The organism is Bartonella raoultii (genome assembly GCF_019659805.1).
In the GTDB taxonomy this organism is placed as follows: Bacteria; Pseudomonadota; Alphaproteobacteria; order Rhizobiales; family Rhizobiaceae; genus Bartonella; species Bartonella raoultii.
Window position 1 is genome coordinate 259,149 of record NZ_JAIFRO010000001.1, and the last position, 21,826, is coordinate 280,974.

Genomic DNA, 21,826 nt, shown 5'->3' on the forward strand with positions numbered 1-21,826 from the left:
AAAGGGTTTTCAAAGACCTTTCAAAGCCTTTTCTCATTTTTACGCTCAAATTCCGATTTTCGCTCTTTTTGTCACTTTTTTGCAATTTTAGGTGTCAAAATCTATTTTGATAAAATACGCATTTAATACTAAATTTTATACATAAAAACAATAAATTATCACATATTCCTATCTCATCCCACCTAATCCCACTTAGTATAAAACCTAATGTCAAACTACAATAAGCCGCAACAATAACAATCCCCAATAAAGAAAACTGAACCATCCAATTGGCTATCTGATGAGACAACGATATGCTAATTGTTCTTGTCTATTTCATATTTATCTTGAGGCATGAATAAGCCTTTTTATCTTATGGTATCTAAATGCATAAAAAATGTGTGAACACGCAAAGCCATGTAACAAAATTTCAACCAGCGTTACCGCGTAATAGAAAATCAACAACACAAATCCATATTGGTATGTTTTGCTGCTTTGAAAATACGACTGCGACTTTTGGGGTAAAGGTCGGCAAAAATGCGCAACAAGCAAGCCAATCAAGTTTGCCATCACACACTCAGGCTTTCTCATTCAACCATGTCCAGGTGTGTTAAACGCTGAATGACAGTTGTTGATACGCTTTTGCGCGCTCTGCCAAGGTCATATTCTAGCGGCGTAGCTCATAAAATACTATGGCGATCCCATTGTTGTGAATAAAATCTAAATATGAATGAGATTTTTTTGTGGAATACCCTAAAAAAGAACCTAAAACAAAGCTTGCAAAACGGTTATGTGAAGGAGGGCGGGCTCGTGATTTTGTGGAACGAAAACAATTTGCTGATCATCTTGTCGTCCCTGAAAATACTATGAAACTGAACTACGCAAACCACCTATATCAATATTGATAATTTACAAAAATATTTTCAATCTATCTGTAAAATAGCTAGCTACAGGTGAAGGCGAAATGTTTAATGATATGGAAAAAGAGAAAGCAGCAGGTTTTAAAATATCTACCATTCCCGCTGGACTGCTAAAAAACTTGGTTACATAGCTTATCACGATAAAAATATTAAATGTCCCCCTGAAGATAGAACAGAACCAGCGGTGGAACTTTATCAAAAACGGCAAGAGCTGGTTCAAAACATCAACGATAGGGAAGAAGTCGAGGCTTACCTTGTCTCTTTTCAAATTGCATTTAAAGCGTCAAATAGAAGCTGAAAGAGCACATCTAGAAACTACACAAATACGGTACCATGCCTCTCTAAAATGAAAGTGGAAATCTTTTTTTCTTTTTGGATCATTTTGGGTTGTTTTTAGAGCGCGTTTCACAATTTATTGATTTTTTTCAAAGGCTTTTCAAAAGGGTTTTTCTGGGCTTTCATAGACTTTTTAAAAATCTTCAAAGCATTTTCAAAGACTTTTTTCATTTACACACAAATTCCGATTTTGCTCTTTTTTACCATTTTTGCAATTTTAGGTGTCAAAATCTCATTTAACAAAACACCCATTGAATGCTAAATTTTATACATAAAAACAATAAATTATCACGTATTCCTATCTAATCCACCTAGTAAAAAACCTACTGTCAAACGACAAATTTGGAAAAACGACAGCTATTAAGCAGGATTTAATAATGAAAATACCTATAACCTGTTGGATTTATTTTTGCGTAGAGCACACACTCTTGCGCTTCAAATTGTTTTTATATACCTGACGACACAGTGTATATAATATATCTGCAGCATAGATTCTACTATTTAACAGCCCCTTTCCCCTCAACAACTTCATTGTTTTTCCTATCAGCAGTGAAAAGTCACATATTGGGGATGATAGCATTTTGCAAGATCATGTTCCTCTTTTCTGCTTGACCTTGAAATATAGTAAACAAAGTCTTTTTATAATTTGCTACAACTTACAGAAAATTCTGTATCTTCTCCTATAATGCCAAGATCTTTAATCAAAAGGGGTTTTCCTATTCCACCATTATAAGCTTTAACGTGAATACGTTTTCCCTTTACATCGATAAAGTAATAATCTCCATTAAAAAGGGCTCCCGCTGTATAAACAGGAATATTGCCAAAAACTTTATCATTTTTTGCGCGACAATAAGATTGATAATGCGTATGCCCAACAAATATTGCTTTGACCTGATGAGAAGTAATGATCGACTTAAAGGTGGACAAATCTTTGATATTTTTTTTATTAATAAAAAAGGATTCTCCATCAACAGAAACAGCACGAGCATCATGAAAATTAATAATTGTTACCTTCCCTCTTGCATCAGCCGCTTCTAAATCTTTTTTAAGCCAATTCAAAGACTTATTGATTTGCACTTCCATAGATTGTTCCCTCAATCGAACGCGATAGCTAGGATAATTATGAAGTTGTATAAAATGGATATCCCCATAATCCCAAGAATAACTCAAACTTCCTTTGATAACATGAACATTTCTTCCTAGAGCAGAAATTAAATCTTCTGTTATATCTGCATTAAAATAAGAAAATTGACTACGATATTTTTTGATTTCTAAAACCATTCTTGCAACGGCACTTATAGCACAAGCATCTTTATAAAAATTAAAAGTTTCAGGCATGGTACAATTGCCAACATTATTCGCATAATCATGGTTTCCTAATCCCTCATAGACAGGGCCTCTAAGGCTTTTATAGATACTTTTATAATCGTCATAGTTTTTCTGTTGACCAGACTCTGTCAAATCACCATTAACGATATGGAAAAAAGCTTTGTGCCCCTTGAGAACACTGGCAACCTGCTCATTTATCTTTAACCAAGGCTCTCTGTTGGATAGTCCATTAGCATCACCTGCATTTAAGCGCCATGGTTGGGGATCAGCCATAATGATCGCGGTATAATTTTTCGTAAGAGATTTTTCTTTCAAAGCCTCATTCCTGAAAAAACTTTGGTATCTCTCTTCCCTTTTTGTTGTCTCAGCATCAAGATAAAAACAACCAGAAAGCGCAAAAACAATTATCGTAATTGCTATAAAATTAACTTTATACCTCATAAACAGATAGCCCTCAAAATCATAAAAAAAGTACAAATTTCACTTGCAGCATAAAAAAATTTTGAAGAACAATTTTTTCATTAATAATGTGTCAAATATTTGAAAAAATGAAAGTTGTAATGCTTCAATAAAAGAGAGCATATTAAGACTCCCCAAAATGCATATTATTTTATTTTTTTAGCCTCTTGGGTCTTGAAATATTTTTATAGATTGCGTTTTTTTCTTATAAAAGATTAGACATTAAAGCAAAAAAAGCATTTAAAAACAGCTAAATGCCTCATAGCACAATCAAGCACATCTATTAAAAATAGATCTATGAAATAGGAATTATTCTTATAAAGAAATGAAATATAATAAAGAGTAATCTTTATAAATATTTTTATCTTTAATAAAAAGTAAACCTTTAATTATAGTCTATAATTTATGCATTATTTTATAAATAATTTAGAATTATCTATAATAAAATAGAAATATTTTTAAACGATTATCATAAAAAGTTAATTTTATATTAAATCAATAATTAAATATTACTTAATAAAAATTATATATTTATTAAAGTCTAAATAATAGAATTTTAATATATTCTTTTTAAATTTGATAAACAAACACAAGTTAATTTACTAAAGCTAAAAACAATTATCCATTTGCCATTCTTCTTATGAAGTGGGTGGGGAAATGAATATTCAGGGGCTTTTAAAGGAGAATATTGATGTATAGAAAAGCTTTTCTATCAAATACAGCCATCACGATTATAGTTCTATTTGGCGCCCACTCCAGCGCACAAGCTAAGCTATTCGATCTTTCCGAAGAAAAAACGAAAATTATAACTGATACAATTTATGAAGATCTTATTGCTTCAAAGGGCAATATAGATAAACATTTCACAGAAAGTATGACAGTCCCAAAAGAGTGGAAAAATGTTTCTATAGACGTTGAAAAAGCGATAAATCCTAACAATTCTCTTGTCTTATCCAAAAACACAACTGCTCGCCCTACCATTGAGAAAGCGACCATTTTTACAAATGCTATAACAACAGCACACGATAAGACCAAAACAAAGAATTCAGAACCTGATCAGAAAATAACTGGAGGTATCTTAAAAGGAAAAGAAGCAGCATTGGTTGCAAAAAATGGGATCTATATTCAAGCAACGAATGTTCATCTCATCACACTGGATAACAATGGAATCGGTGCAAATGCTGATGGCCTAAAGAATATGATTGAACTGCAAGGTAACACCCTCATTAGTAATGCTGCAATTGGACTTCAAGCAGAAAACAGTGGTGCAATCAGTATGACAGGCGGTTCTATAACAGTCTCTCAAACGGGGGCGCTCTTTTCTAATACACAAAGTAATCAGAATATTATAAAAGATGTAAAGATCTCTAGCGGTCAAGAAAGCAAGCCTCTGTTTATAGGCATAAATGCCGACAAGAAAAGCACTGTTACTTTAAATAATGTAACAGTCAGACAAGCAAAACAAGCGATCTTAGCTCATGATAATTCTCACATCATAATCTCCGGAGGATCTTTTAGTGGGAAAGATGTAGGGATATCTGCGCAACAAGGCAGTAGTATTATTTTAAACGACAATGCACAGATAATATCCTCTGATGGGATTGGTCTTCAAGCGACTAATGCACAATCCACAATCACGATGACAGGAGGAACAGTAACCGCCAAAGAAACAGCATTAAAAGCAAATGACGGCGGATATATTACAGCTAAAAATGTTACTCTTACAACAGATGACAGTGGGGTTGGTGCAGGAAGCAGTGGTGCAAACAGCACCATTGCATTCGATGGGAATACAACAATTAACAATGCTTCCATTGGTCTTAGCGCAACAAATGGTGGTAAAATCATCAGTAAGGATTTAAAAATAATTGGTCACAAAAGAAAGGATTCTGAATTTGATCAAGAACGTTATGGAATCTGGACCGATGATAGCGAGAGCGAAATTCAATTAACAGGAAAAACCACAATTGAAAATGTTGATTTTGGTCTTGTTGCAGATGGTGGCAGCAAAATCATCAGTAAAGATTTAACGATAACAGGGAGTGAAAAAATTGATCATGATAGCTCTATAGAACGCATTGGGGCACAAGCTAATGAACCCGATAGCACCATTGAATTAACAGGCAAAACAATCATTAAAAAAGTTGATCTTGGTCTTGTTGCAGCCAATAACAGTACAATTAAGATGGCCAATAGTGCTATTGATGACAATGAAAAACCTGTGAGAGATCTCGACGGTACATCCAACGCTTCGCACAATATCATAGAAGCTGAAAACGTTGCACTGACAGCGGCAGCAAATGGACATATTGATCTAGAAGACAGCTCTATTACAGCAGGAAATGCTGGTATACAACTGATAAGTTTTCCTCAAGCTGATTTAAAAAATACAACGGATTTACCAAAATTTAAAAGCAATGAAATTCACTTAACCAATACAAAACTTCAAGTCGAAAGTGGCACTGGAATTCTTCTTGCAGCGCTCACGAATGATAATATTGACAACAATACAGACCCTTCAATTGGTATAGTCGAACTCAAAAATTCAGAAATCCATGCCGATGTTTTGTTAGGAGATGGTACATCTTGGAACAATAAGAATATGTGGGCTGATGAAGGACTAAAGGAAATATCTAATGGCAGCTTCACATTAAATGCAGATCATTCCACTTTAGAAGGCAAAGCAAATATTGCACAAGAAAGAAACGTGCACTTTAACCTGAATAATGATACAAAATGGACATTGAAAATCAGCCAAAACGAAAAGGACGCTTCTGGAAACCTGCTTGATATTAGGCAAAGAGCACGCTCTGATATTTCTTCACTTAATCTCAACAATAGCTCTATTATCTTTGATAAACCAACAGAAGGCTATTACCAAACATTGTATATAGGCTCTGGAAAACCAGGCACGGATGCGGTCTACAATGCTTCTGGAGATGCAAGAATTTATTTGAATGCAAAATGGAGTGATGGTGATCAAATCTCTGAGCAGAAAACCGATCGACTTCTCATTTATGGAGATGTCACAGGCACCACAACAGTTTATGTGGATGGAGATCTAGAAAATCAAGATCTTACAATCAGCAGTTCTGATCCTCATAACATCCGTGGGCTTTCACTTATTCAAGTTTCTGGAAAAGCAGCAGAAGATTCTTTCAAACTGGCCCATGGCTATACCACAAAAAATGGTTCACCCAATAAATATACACTGCGTGGCTACGGCCCCGGATCAAAGAATGGAACAGCTGAGGAAACTCAAAACTTGTTGGGAAGTGGTACAAATTTCTGGGATTTCCGCTTACAACCTGAATTGCTTGATCCAAATTCTGGTAATGGTGGCGGCAATGGTGGCGGCAATGGATCTGGTTCTGGCGGCGGCAATGGATCTGGTTCTGGCGGCGGCAATGGATCTGGTTCTGGTGGCGGCAATGGGTCCGGTTCTGGTGGCGGCAATGGTAATGGTGGCGGCAATGGTAATGGTGGTCCAGGCCATGTACATAGCCTTGTTCCACAAATGGCAAATTATTTGGTCATGCCAAATGCCATCTTCTACACTGGTCTCATCGACATTGCTAAACAAAACATGCTTGTTGCCAATATGAGAAACGCCAATGTAGGAAACACCAATATGAGATATGCAGGTGGAATACGAGAAGAAGGGAAACAGAAAAATTTCTTCTTATATGCCTATGGAAGTACAGCAAACCTCTCATCCGCACGTGGGCCACTCCAATATGGTTATGGAGCTGATATACGCTATGCAGCTCTCCAAGCAGGGATGACAGTTGCTGAAGTAGAAAGAGAAAATACCACAACAGATTTTGGTCTTTTAGGAACTTATGGACAACTGTCCTTTACGCCCAAAGGGATGAAAGATGCAAGTAAAAGCACTCTGGATAAATGGACAATTACAGCCTATAGCAGCTTTCAACATCAAAATGGTTTCTACATCGATAGCTTTTTGTCTTATGGAATCTTAACAGGCAATATCAGCAATGCCCTCGTTGGAAAAACAGCAAAGTTGAAGAATGCCAAGATATTCAGCCTCTCCACCACCATGGGAAAACAATTTGCAACCAGCATTCAAGGGGTAACATTTGAGCCACAGGCACAACTTGCTTATCAACATTTGATGTTTGATCCTATTTCAGATGCTGATCACTTTACCGTTGAGATGCACAATCCTCATCAATGGATGGTACGTGTTGGCGGACGTGTAAACAAAACTGTAACTACCACTTACAGCCACCGTTCCATTGCCTTCTATGGAAAAGCAGATATTCTTAAAACCTTTGGCGATGGAAAGTTTATAACTGTTGATAAAAACTATCAACTTGATCCTATGGGAACTTCCCTTGAAGGTGGCGTTGGCATTAATGCGCAATTGTCTTCTAACCTTTCACTCCAAGGAGATGTCAGCTATCAACAAAAGCTTCAAAAAACGGGTATCTCTGGGGCTAGTTTTTCAGGTGGAATACGTTATCGCTTTTAAACATAATCGCTTTTTAACTTAAATAAAAAGGCAGCGTAATTTGCTGCCTTTTTTATAAATCAATACCACTTTGTCCTTTCTTGTTCATTTCCCACACAAAAAAATCTTTTTACATGTGCTTAGAGTTTATGGAAAATTTTGTCTTTTCTTCTTTAACGTATTGATTTTTTTCTATAAAAAGCCTTATTCTGATTTTTAACCCTGTTTTTATTTTTTCATGAAGAAAAGAACAACTTTTTATACAAATTATTATTATAAAAGAAAAACGTAAAGAGAGAAGATAAAACAGTCTTTTTTAACAATAAATGGCTATTTAAAAAACAAAGTTTTTTTATTATCAAGACATATAACTTAGACTATTAATAATAATATTCTCTTCTTATAAGTAAAAAAATTACGAACACACTTAAATGATTTTTATATAGAACTGTTCTTATAAAAAGAATATTTATATAAACAAAATAAATAATTCTGGCGTTATATGTAAAAATATATTTTATTATAGATTGCCCTTATAGAATAATACTATTTAATAGCTTATAAAAAAATCCTCAATACTTCTTATCATCATCACATTTTTGTAAAGACTTTATATAAAAATATAAACAGAAGCTGAAACAAAGCACCTCTTAATGCTATAGAGCACTCAGGAGAACAAGGATTAAACAAGAGTTAGCTTTCGAAAAGGCTCTATTTAGAGTACTTTTTAAATCTTACAATATTTAAAAATATCTAGAGTATTTTTAAATTGGTTTTTCTTCTCTCTACGCGTTTGATTTCCCTTAAAAAAACTTTTCTGAAAAAAATTCTTCAAGTATAGAGACGCCATACATTAATTTGATTTGTTCTTTACATTAAAAACATAATGATATAAAAGCCTCTTGGTACTTAAATGTGAGGGGATAAATAAGCATCAAGAGCGTATCAATATTAAAGGCATATCTCAACATTAAGGGCATATCTATGTATAAGATATATAAGAAAAATTTTTTATTATGTACAATTGCTGGAGCTTTTGTTTTCTCTCATTTCAGTTCCGCTTATGCACAAACTCTTCCCCTCGAAATTTCTAAAGTTGACGTTACCCAAGGAGAAAAAGCATTCGATAACGTAGTTATCCGCGATAGAGTAAGCGCTGTAAATGCCAATGGAAAAGGCGCTACAGCCACAATAAAAAAAGCAACGATAACTTCAGAAATGGTTGCGCTAAGTGCAGCAAAAGGTGGGCGCATTAATGCGAAGGACATTCATGCAAAAACCCTCATAAAAGGTCTTGAAATTACAAACGGTATTATCAACCTTGAAGATTCCATTGTCGTTGTTAAAGGAAACCATGAAAGCTATGGTATCAATTTTGGTTTTATTACAAAATTCTCAGCCCCAGACGGAAAATTTACCAATCAAGCAAACTTTGTCAATACAAAGCTTTTAGTTGAAGATGGTAATGGTATCATAGGACCATTCTCAAATGGTGAAATTACACTGAAAAATTCAGAAATTCGTGCAGATGTCTTATTGCAAAATAAAGCAATGCCCGGAGCTGAACCTGTTACTCTTACCTTAACCGCCGATCATTCAACTTTAGAAGGAAGAGCCAATACATTAGGCAAGAACAAAACAGTTTTTAATTTGAACAATGACAGTAAATGGCTCTTAAAGATTAGTAAAAACGAAACCGATAATACTGATATAATGAAGCTGTTTAATTACGATCTTCTGAACATTGAGCAAAGAGCACGTTCTCATGTTTCTGTTCTCCATCTTAATGCAAGTAGCATTGTTTTTAATGAACCAACAGGTAACCATTACCAAACTTTGAGTGTAGGACAACGACCACAAACAGCAGAATCCAACACGTCACTGATGGGATTGCTTTCATCACCTATGGGATCTCATACATCGGCGCCCCAATTCCGTACAGAATCCAGCCTACAAGAAAATAAAAAACCTGATAGTACCCCAGTCTACAAAGCCTTGGGTGATGCAAAAATTTATTTTAATAGCCAATGGAGTAATGGTGCTGCAAAAGAGGCACAAAAAACTGATAAGCTTCTGGTATATGGTGATGTGTCAGGAACAACAAAAATTCATTTCATCAACCTAGAAAAACAAAAAGAAGTGGAAGAAGAAGTCGAAAATCCTCTTCCTTCCAATAGGCGTGGTTTCTCACTTGTTCAAGTATCTGGAAAAGCCAGTGAAGATGCCTTTAAGCTTGCAAAGGGCTACACCACAATAGGTGAGCTTCCTTATAAATATATTCTCAAAGCCTATGGACCAACATCAAGCCATGGAAAAGCAAATAGAGAACAAAGTTTCTTGGGAGAAGGTGACGGATTTTGGGATTTCCGCTTACAAAATTCTACGCTTGATCCTGAGATGAAAATCAAAGCCCTTGTCCCGCAAATGGCAAGTTATTTGGTCATGCCTAACGTCGTATTCTCTGCTGGATTGGCGGATATAAAAAATCAAAATACCCTGTTAAGTACGTTGCAATCCACAGTCTTTGGCGTACAAGAGAAAAATAAAAAGGGACTCTTCTTAGCGCCTTATGGCGAAAAAATGACTCTCTCTTCCAACCGGACTCCTTTGGAATATGGCTATGGCGCGAATATACGCTATGGAGCCTTACAAGCAGGAGCAATTTTTCCAGCAATGGAAGACCAAAACATCACAACAAACTTTGGTTTTTGGGGAAGCTATGGAAAACTGGACTTTACCCCAAAGGATATAGACGGTGCTGGAAAAACGAAATTGGATAAATGGTCACTTTCTGCATATGGTAATATCCAGAATAACAGTGGTCTTTATCTTAACGCCTTCCTCTCCTATGGAACTTTACAGGGAAATATCACGACAGAGCTCGCTGGAAATACCGCAAGTCTAGAACATACGCAGACATGGAGCGCATCAGGCACTATTGGTCAAAAATTAGCAACAAGTGTTGAAGGATTGATCTTTGAACCACAAGCGCAACTTATTTATCAGCGTATCCTTTTTGGAACACTCAAAGATAGTGATGGTTTTGAAGTCAATATGGGTAACCCTCATCAATGGCTGGTACGTGTTGGCGGACGTTTAATGCAAACAACCTCGACTATAGAGGAAGGTTGTGCTTTTTCTTTCTACAGTAAACTAAACATTATAAAAGCTTTTGAAAATCAAAAAACGATCCAAGCTGGTGATAGTTTCCACCTTGATACAATGGGATCTTCCCTCGAAGGTGGGTTGGGTGTCAATGCGCAGTTTATGCACAATGTCGCGCTTCATGCTGATGTAAATTACCAACATAAACTTCAAAAGTCCGGTATATCAGGAATGCATTTTTCCGCTGGATTGCGCTACAAATTTTAAACAAGCTTTTCTCTCCTTCGATAAGAGAGGCAGCGCTGTAAAGAAAGCAGCGCTGCTTCCATTTTATCCATTGTAAAAAATATAATGGATAAAAAAGTTATGACGTTTTTATCAAAAAAAGAAAAAATATATAAAGGGCATCTTTATGCATAAAAAGAGTTTATTATTCTACACAGCGACCTGTGCGTTGTTTTTTTCTTATTTTAACGGAACTTACATAAGTAATGCCTCTGGCCTAAATCCTCAAACACGCAGTGCACGTGAAGATTTGATCCATTTACCGCATCAAGATCACCATGCCCTTGAATTCGTCAACACACCAACGCAAGCAACAGCAATACTTTCTGCAGATAACCAAGGATTCGTTGATATTGCGCGTAAACAAGGAACAAGACAAGACAATCGCGACTGGGATAAGCAGCACAATCAGGAAGATATACGACATAAAACAGTAAGCATAGAGAGCACCCTCCAAGGACAAAAAAAAGAACTTTCCAATAGCTTCAGCAATGCATTCACACAGACTTGGAATACCGATACAAGAACAAAAATGCAGCTCCCGCAGCTTTCCCTACATTCCTCTGAAGAACAAAAACCATCCCTTATCGGCTCTAAAATCAAGGCAAAGCGTTCTCTTGATCAATCCCCATCAAACCATAGCGTTTCACAACAGAAAGCCCCTTCATCCCAGACGAAAGTACAGGACAATCTACCTTCAAAGGATGATTCTACAAATCAAATAACAACGGAGAGCACAGATTCCTCTGATGAAACTCTTGCTTCTAAAGCAGAAGCGCCTACGCCTCAAATAGCACATTATTTACTCATGCCACATGCTATGCTTGCCACGGGATTTTCTGATGTTAATAATCAAAGTGCATTGTTAGATAGCCTCAGAATAACAATGTTTGAACCTAAAAATCAAAAAGAAAGAGGAAGCTTTTTATCAGTCCATGGCGATAGGATTACATTATCCTCTTTTCTTCAATCTGCCCCAAAGAGCTATAACGCCAATATTGATTATCATGCCTTACAAACAAGCGTAACGTTAATGACATTAGAAGAGCCGAATATCAGCACAAACTTTGGTCTTTTTGGGACATACGGGAAATTAGCTTTTGCCCCTAAAAACAAAAACAACATTCCAGAAAAAAAGATGTTTAACAAATGGTCCCTTACAGCCTATGGCGACATCCAGCATGATAGTGGCATCTATGCAAGTGCCTTTCTCTTTTATGGAATTTTCAAAGACCAGAGTGACATGCCTCTCATGGAAAATATAAAAAAAAACCATGATACAAAAACCTTAGGCGCTTCTGCAACTGTTGGACAAAAATTAGAAACGGGCTTTGAAGGAATAATCCTTGAACCTCAAGCACAACTTGTTTATCAGCGTCTCATATTTGGTCTCCACTCAGAAAATAAAGACTTTAAAGTAAATATGGGGCATCCTCATCAGTGGTGGCTACGTCTTGGTGGACGTGTAACGCGAAATACAGGTAATGCCCTGTCCTTTTATGGTAAATTAAACTTCATAAAGACTTTTGAAGACAGCCATAGCATAGAGATTGATAAGCCTTTCCAAGTGACCCCTATGGGCACTTCAATTGAAGGCGGTCTAGGCATTCATAGCTATTTATTGCCCAATATCGCACTGCATGGTGATATCAGTTATCAATATAAATTGAAAGAATCCATAGTATCTGGGCTGCATTTTTCCGCTGGAATACGCTACCGCTTTTAAAAAGACCTTGCCCTCTCTCCTAAAAAATAAGAAGCGCTTCATATAAATTTCCTATTACTTAAAAATAACAACATAATGAATTAAAGTCTGATTTTAACCTTAATTCATAAAGAGAGGGGGCATAAAATTTAGGAATATATTTATATGAAAAAAAGCTTCTTATTTTGTACAATCTCTGGGGTTTTATTATACTCTTCTTCAAGCTTTTCTTATGCACTTCATACAACAGGTGCACAATCTGTAGCGAAGCACTTATTGAAGATCTATGAATATTCTCAAGATGATAGATATGCTATATCCTTTAACAAAGATTTTCATGATGACGCTTCAGTCTCTGTAACAAAAAGCAGAAGGCAGCGTTATACCACTTTTCCAGAGTATCAAAACAACTCTTCAAGCCATAATTCTGAAAGCTCTACATATAATGGAGCTTCAAATGGTACATATTCACCCTATCCAGCCTCCTCTCTTTCTACACCTGTTATGCCTCCTCTTCCCATAACGAGTGGAAATTCTTCTTCTTTTTCACATCCTCCCTCTCCCATAAAGTCTTCTAACAAAGAGATCCCTTTATCTACTGAAGGATTAAGATCTTCTCAACCTTCAATTCCACAACTTCCACAGCAAGGAACGCCACAGCTTGTTGCAACACCCGTTCTTTCTACAGAGAAAAGCTTAAAACCGGAAGATCCAACAAAAATACTTGAAAAAGGATCCAGAGCAGCAGAAGGTAAACCTAGAAAAAGAGTTCTTTCCTCTATAGATTCTTCAACACAAAATAACTCTGAAAACACAACAGCAAAAGACTCCCAAAAATCAGAATCTTCAAAATCTATAGTTGAAACACCTCCACTTAGCAGTACAATCTCTTCTAAAGCGCAAGTACCAAACAGCATTGAGAATTCTCTTCTAAGTAGCATTCCTCCCATAGGAGGAGAACCTATATCTCAAAAACCGCACAACGAATCTGAAAAAAAGAATCCTAAAAAACTGGGAGCTTCCAATAGTCCCCCTTCCTCTAGAGAAACAGTTCTTGGCACGAAAGAAACACGTCAATCTGTGCAAACAAATGGTCAATCTGTAAGGACACAAGCTTTACAAACGGTTCAAACAAATACACAAACGCAAAAAACAGACAGCACAGAAACCATAAGGGTAAATGAAAAAGCACCAGCGCAAGATGCTGCAACAGAAGCAATACCAACAAGAGAAAATGCCAAATCGAGAAGACGTCCAGAAGTAGGATTTTCTTCTCCAGATTCTCCCACTCAAGGGATGCCATCTCATCCTCCCGCATCACAACTACCCCCTAAAAAATCAGAAAATCCTGTAGAACCTTCAAAGAGAAATCAGAAAACACCTCCCCAAAATACTGCTGGAAAACCGATACAAAGCAAAACAAATTCTGAAGCGACAAAAATTCCAATAACAGAATCTTCTTCTCCAGATTCTCCCACTCAAGGGATGCCATCTCATCCTCCCGCATCACAACTACCCCCTAAAAAATCAGAAAATCCTGTAGAACCTTCAAAGAGAGATCAGAAAACACCCCCTCAAAATACTGCTGAAAAACCGATACAAAGTAAAACAAATTCTGAAGCGACAAAAATTCCAATAACAGAATCTTCTTCTCCAGATTCTCCCACTCAAGGGATGCCATCTCATCCTCCCGCATCACAACTACCCCCTAAAAAATCAGAAAATCCTGTAGAACCTTCAAAGAGAGATCAGAAAACACCCCCTCAAAATACTGCTGAAAAACCGATACAAAGCAAAACAAATTCTGAATCGACAAAAAATCCGATAACAGAATCTTCTTCTCCAGATGCTCCCACTCAAAGAATGCCATCTCATTCTTCAACATCCATACATCCACCATCGGCAAAACTGGAAATACCTATAAAACTGGTACCAAAAGTACAAGCAGAATGGGAAAAACCAATATTATCAGAATCAAAAGCCTTAGAAAATCCCGTACAGATTGCAGAACCATCCACAAATATAAGCATTAAAAATGGCACAACTCTTACGCAACAGAATGCTAAAATCTATGATCGATATTTTGCTGTGCATGTGCAAGGCGAAAACTCTGTTCTAACATTAAAGGGAGGAACAGTAACTTCAGGTTTTGTGGGACTTAGTGCATCAGGCGGAGGAAGAATTGATGCAACAGCCATTACAGCAACAGCTGTATCTGTTGGTCTCGTTAGCACAAATTCTACCATCATTTTAAAGGATTCTACCGTAAATGTTACGGGAGGTTATGATGCTTATGGTATTTTTTTCTATGATTTGCCACATCCATCTGAAAGGCGACATGCGCGCAGTGCTGAAAGAAGCATAGCTACGCTCCAAGAACAAAAAATTTCCAATAGCGTAATACTAGAAAATACGAAAGTTTCTGTTGAACAAGGTATTGGTGTTGGAGCAACAATTGCAAACGGCGAGATTATCTTGAAAAGTTCAGAAATTTATGCTGCTCTTTTATCAAGCAATGGAGACAATAAAAGCAGCTATACAAATACTCTAACGTTAACGGCAGACCATTCCCTTTTAAAAGGTGGGGCAAGAACCTTAGGAGAAAGCAAAACAGTATTTACTTTACAAAACGGTACAAAATGGCTCTTAACACCGCATAAAAATTTCATGAATAATGAAAGCGATATATTAGAGCATGAACAATTTAATGTTGATAAAAAATTATCCTCTCAACTTTCTAAACTGAGCCTTACAGAAAGTACCATTCTGTTTGCTCCTCCAACCCAAAGAGATTATCAAACTCTGTTTGTAGGATTTAATCCACAAACAGATGATACTTCCCAAGCAACAACTGTTTATAGTGCAGAGGGTGATGCAAGAATTTATTTAAACACGCAATGGAGTCCTTCTTCTCCAGTAGCTAAACAAGAAACTGATCGCCTTGTGATTAACGGTAATGTATCAGGGACAACAATGCTTCACATTCATCTTGTAGAAAGCGAAAAAAGCAGAACAAATCATCATTCTGTTTGGACACAACAGATGCATTCCTTACCTCTCTCAACGCATGGAGTTTCCGTTGTGCAAGTTTCTGGCAATGCTAACGAAAATTCTTTCGCATTAGCAGGAGGCTATATGACCATAGGACATGAACCTTACAAATATGTACTCAAAGCTTATGGGCCCGGCAAATCTCATGAAAACCAGAATCTCTTTGGTCAAAATGGTAACAATTTTTGGGATTTTCGCCTACAAAATGACTATCTTGATAGTGATAAGAAAATCAGAGCACTTTTGCCACAGGTAGCAAACTATTTGGTCATGCCTAATGCTTTATTTTCTTCTGGATTAGCAGATATCAACAATCAAAATACGCTGTTAGATAATATGCGCATCAAAGTGTTTGGAGCAGAAAAGAAAAAAGAGAATAGCATCTTTTTCTCTTCTTATGGTGAAAAAATCACTTTATCTTCTAACCATGACCCCTTGCATTATGGCTATGGTGCTGATGTCAACTATGGTGCTGTACAGATGGGAACGATATTGGCGGCCCTAGAAGGAACAGAGATGAACACATATTTAGGTCTTCTAGGAACATACGGAAAAATTGCTTTCACACCTAAAGGTATGAAAGATTCTGAAAAAACGACACTCAATAAATGGTCTCTAACCGCTTATAGTGGCATCCAACACAACAATGGTCTGTACATAAACACATTCCTTTCTTATGGAATTCTAAAAGGAAATGTCACCACGAAACTTATCGGCAATGCTGCAACATTAGATGATACAAAAACATTAAGCGTATCTACAACCATGGGGAAACAATTAGAAACAGGTGTGAAGGATTTAACCTTTGAACCGCAAGTACAATTTGTTTATCAAAATCTTATGTTTGATATAATCTCTGATGCAAACAATTTAGAAGTCGATATGGGCAATCCACGTCAATGGTTGGTTCGTATAGGTGGACGTTTAACGCAAACGCTCATGGACTCACCAGCAAACAATACCTTTTCTTTCTATGGTAAAGTGAATGTTCTTAAAGCTTTTGGTGATGGTGGTACAATACAAATTGCTGATCCCTTCTCTCTTGATCCGATTGGGTCTTCTCTTGAAGGTGGTCTTGGTATCAATGCACAGTTTTCTCAAAAAATTGCGCTCCATGGTGATGTGAGCTATCGACAAAAACTTCAAAAAGCCGGTGTCTCTGGAACCCATATTTCTGGTGGAATACATTATCGCTTTTAAAAAAAGCTTCATATTGTTTTAAAAATAATATTCATTAATTTTACAAACAGGTAGCATAAAATATGCTGCCTTTTTGTAAATAAAAATCTCTTTTTCCATAATATTCTTAGATAAAGATAAAAACTCCTAAACAGAGAAGCTAAAAGGCACCTCATATCAAGAAAAATATTTTAAAAGCAATAGGATAATAAAATACATCCCCCCTTACATTCAAAATCAGTCTTTCCAAACACCAAAAGACTTATTTTTTACAATAGCAAAATTCTAAAAAATAATGTTTTTCATAAAAACACGCTAAGATGCGTGAAAAAAAATCTTACATTCTTTTCTGCATCACTTAGAGCGCCCAATATTGGACAAAACCAGATCAGCATTTCCCTCTGTTTCTTTTGTGCGCACAGCGCTTTGCGCCACTTGAGAAAGATCATTGATCTCATCTAAATGCATTTGAAGCAATTCACTATTGCGATGTAATTTTTCCTGTAAATCTGCTAACAAACTTTCAACTTCATTTTCAATATCTTCATTCATATAGCGCTTTATATCACTTATAGATTTATTAAGGTCGCGTAAGCCACGCGTTTTACATAAATTGATTTCTTCATAATCAGGAATTCTATTGCTTTCAAGCATAGAAATTTCATAATCAATCACTTGTGTTAATCCCTTCACGGCAGCTACAAATTTTGTCATTGCCCAATCGCGATCAATAAGGTTGTTATCAAGAGTTTTAGCTTTTGATGCAAAACTCTCATCACCATATTGCATTATAGACATTTTCTTTCCCCTTCCACATTCTTGTTTAATCTTGTTCTCAAAGTAAGGGCGATTAAACAACCATTTTAATGCTGATACACAGCTGATACACGAATTTCAATGCTGATACATTCCCTTGCATTTATTGCATAGTGCATAAAGATTGTACCAATAACAGTACGATAAGCTTTAAAAGCTATACTTCTTCAACTTTCACTCTATGAGATTATATATTTTTTAAACTTTCCCCCTCATTACTCTTTACCGCTAAAAGCCCCACCAAAATGCTATAAATGTGCGCCCCTACTCTATATCACAAGTTCGTCCATTTATTTTTCTTATTTTATTTCCCTATTCTGCCTTTTTTCGACAGAAATGATTTGAATAAAAAATCTCATACATTAACAGGTACCCTTCTGCTTAACAAAAATGCAAGCATACAAAGATTTTAATTCTTTGAAAATTTCAACTCTTTACCCTCCATAGCCCTTCGCTTTATCTATCTAAAACACCATACCATTTAGCACGACACAGGATTCATTTACACCAGTCCAGAAAGCTTTACTCCTCTTACCTATTCTCTTTGAGCCCCCTACTCTTTTTATACAACAAAAGAAGAACACCCCTTTCTAAACAAATGCAATATAGAACAACATCAAACAAGAGATCTTAACAAGTTAAGCAACCAGAGATTTCTTATTTTCAATTATCATTTGCTTTTCTTTGCAATTAACAACCTATAGTATAGGATTTTTCTTTTCCTTTCAAGAGCCTTCAAAAGTGCTAAAACCTTATTATTCTTCAAAATTATAAGCTTTCAAATTTATCCTCACGCGGATATCTTTATTTGCTTTTTACGACATTAATCTTTTGGGCTCATCCCTCAATAACCTACAAGGAGCAATAAAGAGCACACACCTCTTTTTAACGCTTTTTTCTTTAAAAATCAGAGAAACAATATCCTTCTCTGCAAAAATAAAACTATGAGAGCTATGATGATTTTAATATTTAAAAACACAAAAGAATGTTACACTTCTTTATCAAGACCTCAACTTTGAGAGCAGTTCATAAAAGCGATTATAAAGTGCTTTTGTTATGCGCATTTTAGCCGCCTTTATGAAAATATAACAAAGACTTTTATAAAAAAGATTTTCGCCATACACGACGACATATATCAAATTGGATATTTTAAACACCAATCTCTTTTCTTTTATAAAGACTCTGCTTTATATATCATTTATATTTCAACTTTTCTTGCACCTAAAATCAAGCAAAAATCTCAACAATAAATGAGAAATCTTCTCATTTATGCGGTCTCTCTCTTTAAGCAATAAGCCCCTCTTAAGATACCAGTAAAAGCAATTTTATCATCTTTCTTTTTGTCTATGAATGCACAGTTCCCCTGTTCTTTTTTATTAACAAAATTTGGGCCCACTCTCCCTGTTCCCCCAATGACAGATTCGATCAATCATCCATTTCTTCGTTTTTAAAATATGGCTTTTATATTTGATTTTCCATACACCACAACAACCAACTCTTTACAAAGCCAGAATGCTACCACCGATATTTTTTACAATTTAATGATTATCTTGTTGTGTCTTCGTTTCATTATCTTTTTTAATGTTTTCACGAAGCTTTTTTGCAAGATTTTTATAATGTTCTTGAAAAAGTTCCATATCAGCTTGTACAATATTTTGGCAATTTTTAGATTTTTCTAAAGCGACCGGTCCCATCTTTTCACATTTCTTCGCCCATTTTTTGAATAAAGTTTGATCTTTTTTAAACTCTTCTACACTGTGGGTTTTCTCGCAACCAACAAGAACCCCCCCTGAGCAAAGCAGTAATGTTGTGATAATGATTTTATGCATAATTTTATTCCCCTTTGAATTTATAAAGTTTGCATAATTTTTTTTAACGTCCTATAAACAGTTCCATATATGCTTGTGCAGCATTTCGACAGTTTTTAGATTTTTCTAAAGAAGATGGTCCCATCTCATCACATTTCTTTTCCCATTCTTTGAACAATTCTTTATCATTCTTAAATTCTTCTACACTATGGGTTTTCTCGCAACCAACAAGAGCAAATCCTGTGCAAAATAGCAGTGTTACTATAAGAACTTTGTTCATCATTTAACCCCTCTCTTATTTTATATTTTTACAACTATAGAATAGTTCACATACATCTTGCCATTTTGCGCTTAAAACACATCTTCTAAACGAATATTCATCATTTCAACATATTCCATGTTGCAATAATAACGCGCTTACATTTGTAACATTGCTTGCACAGCTGTTTATCGTGTTTTAATTTTTTAAACTTCAGCAGCAATTTCAACTTCTTTGTACTTTGAAGAAACTTTTGAAGCACTTCTTTTCCAAAATCATTTCATCAATAAGAAATGCAGCAAACAAATATCTTCATTAAACACTTGTAATGCCTTTAAATTGCAACTTTTAGCAAACAAAATAACATCTCTTCATTTAACTAATTCACTTCCAGCCTTTTTAAAGCGCTAAAAACACAAAGAATATTTTTATGTAATTTTTTCCGCTTAACTTACAGCAACGACAATAAAAACACAAAAAAAACAACCTTGTACATCTCAAGAGATAAAATTGAGATTACATCCCTTTGAAAAGGCATCACAATAACATCACACCAATGCACAACCATAAAAGCGTACAAATGGAAGAAATCCTATTAAGAGAGATGGCAAACTCTTTCTTTTATGTTTTTGAGATTTTTTTGTATTTTGAAGAAAAGTAAATTTTATAAAACACCAATACAGTAAACAAACAAGTTGTTTTATCCCCCCTTTGACTTTAACCTTAGTGAATAATAATACTTTATAGTGAACAAAATAAGCACTATTGTTGAACGCTCTTAACTTTTTTTTAAAAGAATAAACAAGGAATAACTTATCTTTAGAAACATTATCAACACAATTTTATAAAAAATTGTATAAATCTTTAAAAAGAACAAACGCTATTAGCTTAAAAATGAAGAGACTGATAAATAAAGCAAAGAAAAAGAATTGTTTTGTACCATAGTGTTTTAGATAAAAGACTCGATCTTACTTGAATAAAATCCATATAATTTAAAAGGATGATGCTATATAGCGTCTTTTAAAATAAGCTTAACCTTATATACTTTATCCAAGCTTTGAGGAATCTTACTTTTATTGCTTATACAACCTGCTCTATATTTCCTGAGACTATTTTCTCTAGAGAATAAAGCTATCTTTGCAAGGATTTCACACCATACAAAACCATTTTTAGATATAAGATGACCTCAAGACTCTGATTTTATCCAATACGTTTTACAATAAATAAGACATCTTGATATATTCTATGTGAATCAATTAAAAAATTCTATTTTGATCATTAAAGATTTAACTAAAAAAATCATTATCCATGGTGCATGTTTAAGGTTTATAATTATTTTTCTGTATTAGGATTCTTGGAATATACGAAGGTAAAGGATCTTACTGTATATGATCTGTTTTACCCAAAATTAGAAAAAGAAAAAGAATATATCGAATATTACAACCCCGCATCTAATAGATACTATAAACAGGCCTCATACAAATAGTTCCTTGTAGAGATATTTAATAATATTGCCAATGAATCTTCTAAAGTTCGATATTTTAAAACATTACTATACAATGCTTATATTTTTGAGGATGCTTTTTCGTAAAATATGCCTCTTCCAAGTCTGGTTTTAAATATTTTTTTCGCAAAAAAAATTTGAAACATAGTTTATTTATCCACTATTTGAGTGTACAGAAAACTGCTTAGATTCTCTAAATGGTATGAGCAGACAAGAGCACACTATTCATACAGAGCAAACGATAAAAGAAAATTATGTCAAACGCATTTAATTCACTGCATAGAGATAAAATAAAAAAGACTGATTATTATAAAATTCTAAACATAAGCTTTGAAAGCGATGATAAACAGATAAAATATGCTTTTCGTAAGTTAGCAATGCAATATCATCCTGACCATAATGTGATAATTAAAAAAGAAACAGAAAAATTTAGAGAAATTTGTGAAGCCTATGAAATTCTTAAAGATCCCCAAAAAAGAGCAGCTTACGATCAATTTTATCACGAGATTTTTAAAAATAACCACACAACTGTTGAAAATAATGACAACGAAAAACTGAAAACAACTGAAGTCGTGATAAGGTTATGGAAAACAGAATGGGATATGATTATTTGTGTG

Annotated in this window: 9 protein-coding genes and 2 pseudogenes; 6 read left to right on the top strand and 5 right to left on the bottom strand. The window is 35.1% G+C overall.

Translation table 11 applies throughout. The annotated features are described in order from the left end of the window. Window positions 1–409: 409 nt before the first annotated feature. Complete coding sequence (locus K3248_RS01030) at window positions 410–556, bottom strand: hypothetical protein (RefSeq protein WP_220716510.1); 147 nt, start codon at window positions 554–556, stop codon at window positions 410–412. A gap of 166 nt (window positions 557–722) precedes the next feature. On the opposite strand from K3248_RS01030, the pseudogene K3248_RS01035 reads away from it, so the two are divergent. Then, a pseudogene (locus K3248_RS01035) lies at window positions 723–1,249 on the top strand (helix-turn-helix domain-containing protein). Between the two features lie 625 nt (window positions 1,250–1,874). Here the strand turns inward: K3248_RS01035 and K3248_RS01040 are convergent. Continuing rightward, window positions 1,875–3,005: a metallophosphoesterase gene (locus K3248_RS01040; protein ID WP_220716511.1), complete on the bottom strand. Its 1,131-nt coding sequence runs from the start codon at window positions 3,003–3,005 to the stop codon at window positions 1,875–1,877. A 709-nt stretch (window positions 3,006–3,714) separates the two neighbouring features. Here K3248_RS01040 and K3248_RS01045 point away from each other — a divergent pair. From K3248_RS01045 to K3248_RS01060, 4 genes are all read left to right on the top strand, one after another. Then, complete coding sequence (locus tag K3248_RS01045; protein ID WP_246588195.1) at window positions 3,715–7,518, top strand: autotransporter domain-containing protein; 3,804 nt, start codon at window positions 3,715–3,717, stop codon at window positions 7,516–7,518. A gap of 963 nt (window positions 7,519–8,481) precedes the next feature. After that, window positions 8,482–10,869, top strand: a complete 2,388-nt coding sequence (locus tag K3248_RS01050; RefSeq protein WP_220716512.1) for an autotransporter outer membrane beta-barrel domain-containing protein — start codon at window positions 8,482–8,484, stop codon at window positions 10,867–10,869. Window positions 10,870–11,014: 145 nt separating this feature from the next. Further along, entirely contained in the window at window positions 11,015–12,613 is a 1,599-nt protein-coding gene (locus K3248_RS01055; RefSeq protein ID WP_220716513.1) for an autotransporter outer membrane beta-barrel domain-containing protein, read from the top strand. Window positions 12,614–12,757: 144 nt separating this feature from the next. Continuing rightward, window positions 12,758–16,843 (top strand): autotransporter outer membrane beta-barrel domain-containing protein, encoded by a 4,086-nt coding sequence (locus tag K3248_RS01060; RefSeq protein WP_246588196.1) that lies wholly within the window; start codon window positions 12,758–12,760, stop codon window positions 16,841–16,843. A 333-nt stretch (window positions 16,844–17,176) separates the two neighbouring features. Here the strand turns inward: K3248_RS01060 and K3248_RS01065 are convergent, their stop codons facing one another. From K3248_RS01065 to K3248_RS01075, 3 genes are all read right to left on the bottom strand, one after another. Then, the gene (locus K3248_RS01065; protein WP_220716514.1) at window positions 17,177–17,620 is read right to left on the bottom strand and encodes a flagellar protein FlgN; all 444 of its coding nucleotides are present in this window, start codon (window positions 17,618–17,620) and stop codon (window positions 17,177–17,179) included. A gap of 1,556 nt (window positions 17,621–19,176) precedes the next feature. Further along, window positions 19,177–19,467: an EexN family lipoprotein gene (locus K3248_RS01070; protein ID WP_220716515.1), complete on the bottom strand. Its 291-nt coding sequence runs from the start codon at window positions 19,465–19,467 to the stop codon at window positions 19,177–19,179. Window positions 19,468–19,510: 43 nt separating this feature from the next. Then, window positions 19,511–19,726: an EexN family lipoprotein gene (locus K3248_RS01075; RefSeq protein WP_220716516.1), complete on the bottom strand. Its 216-nt coding sequence runs from the start codon at window positions 19,724–19,726 to the stop codon at window positions 19,511–19,513. Between the two features lie 1,737 nt (window positions 19,727–21,463). Here K3248_RS01075 and K3248_RS08585 point away from each other — a divergent pair. Further along, window positions 21,464–21,730 (top strand): annotated as a pseudogene (locus K3248_RS08585) (DnaJ domain-containing protein); the annotation flags it as partial. Window positions 21,731–21,826 lie beyond the last annotated feature (96 nt).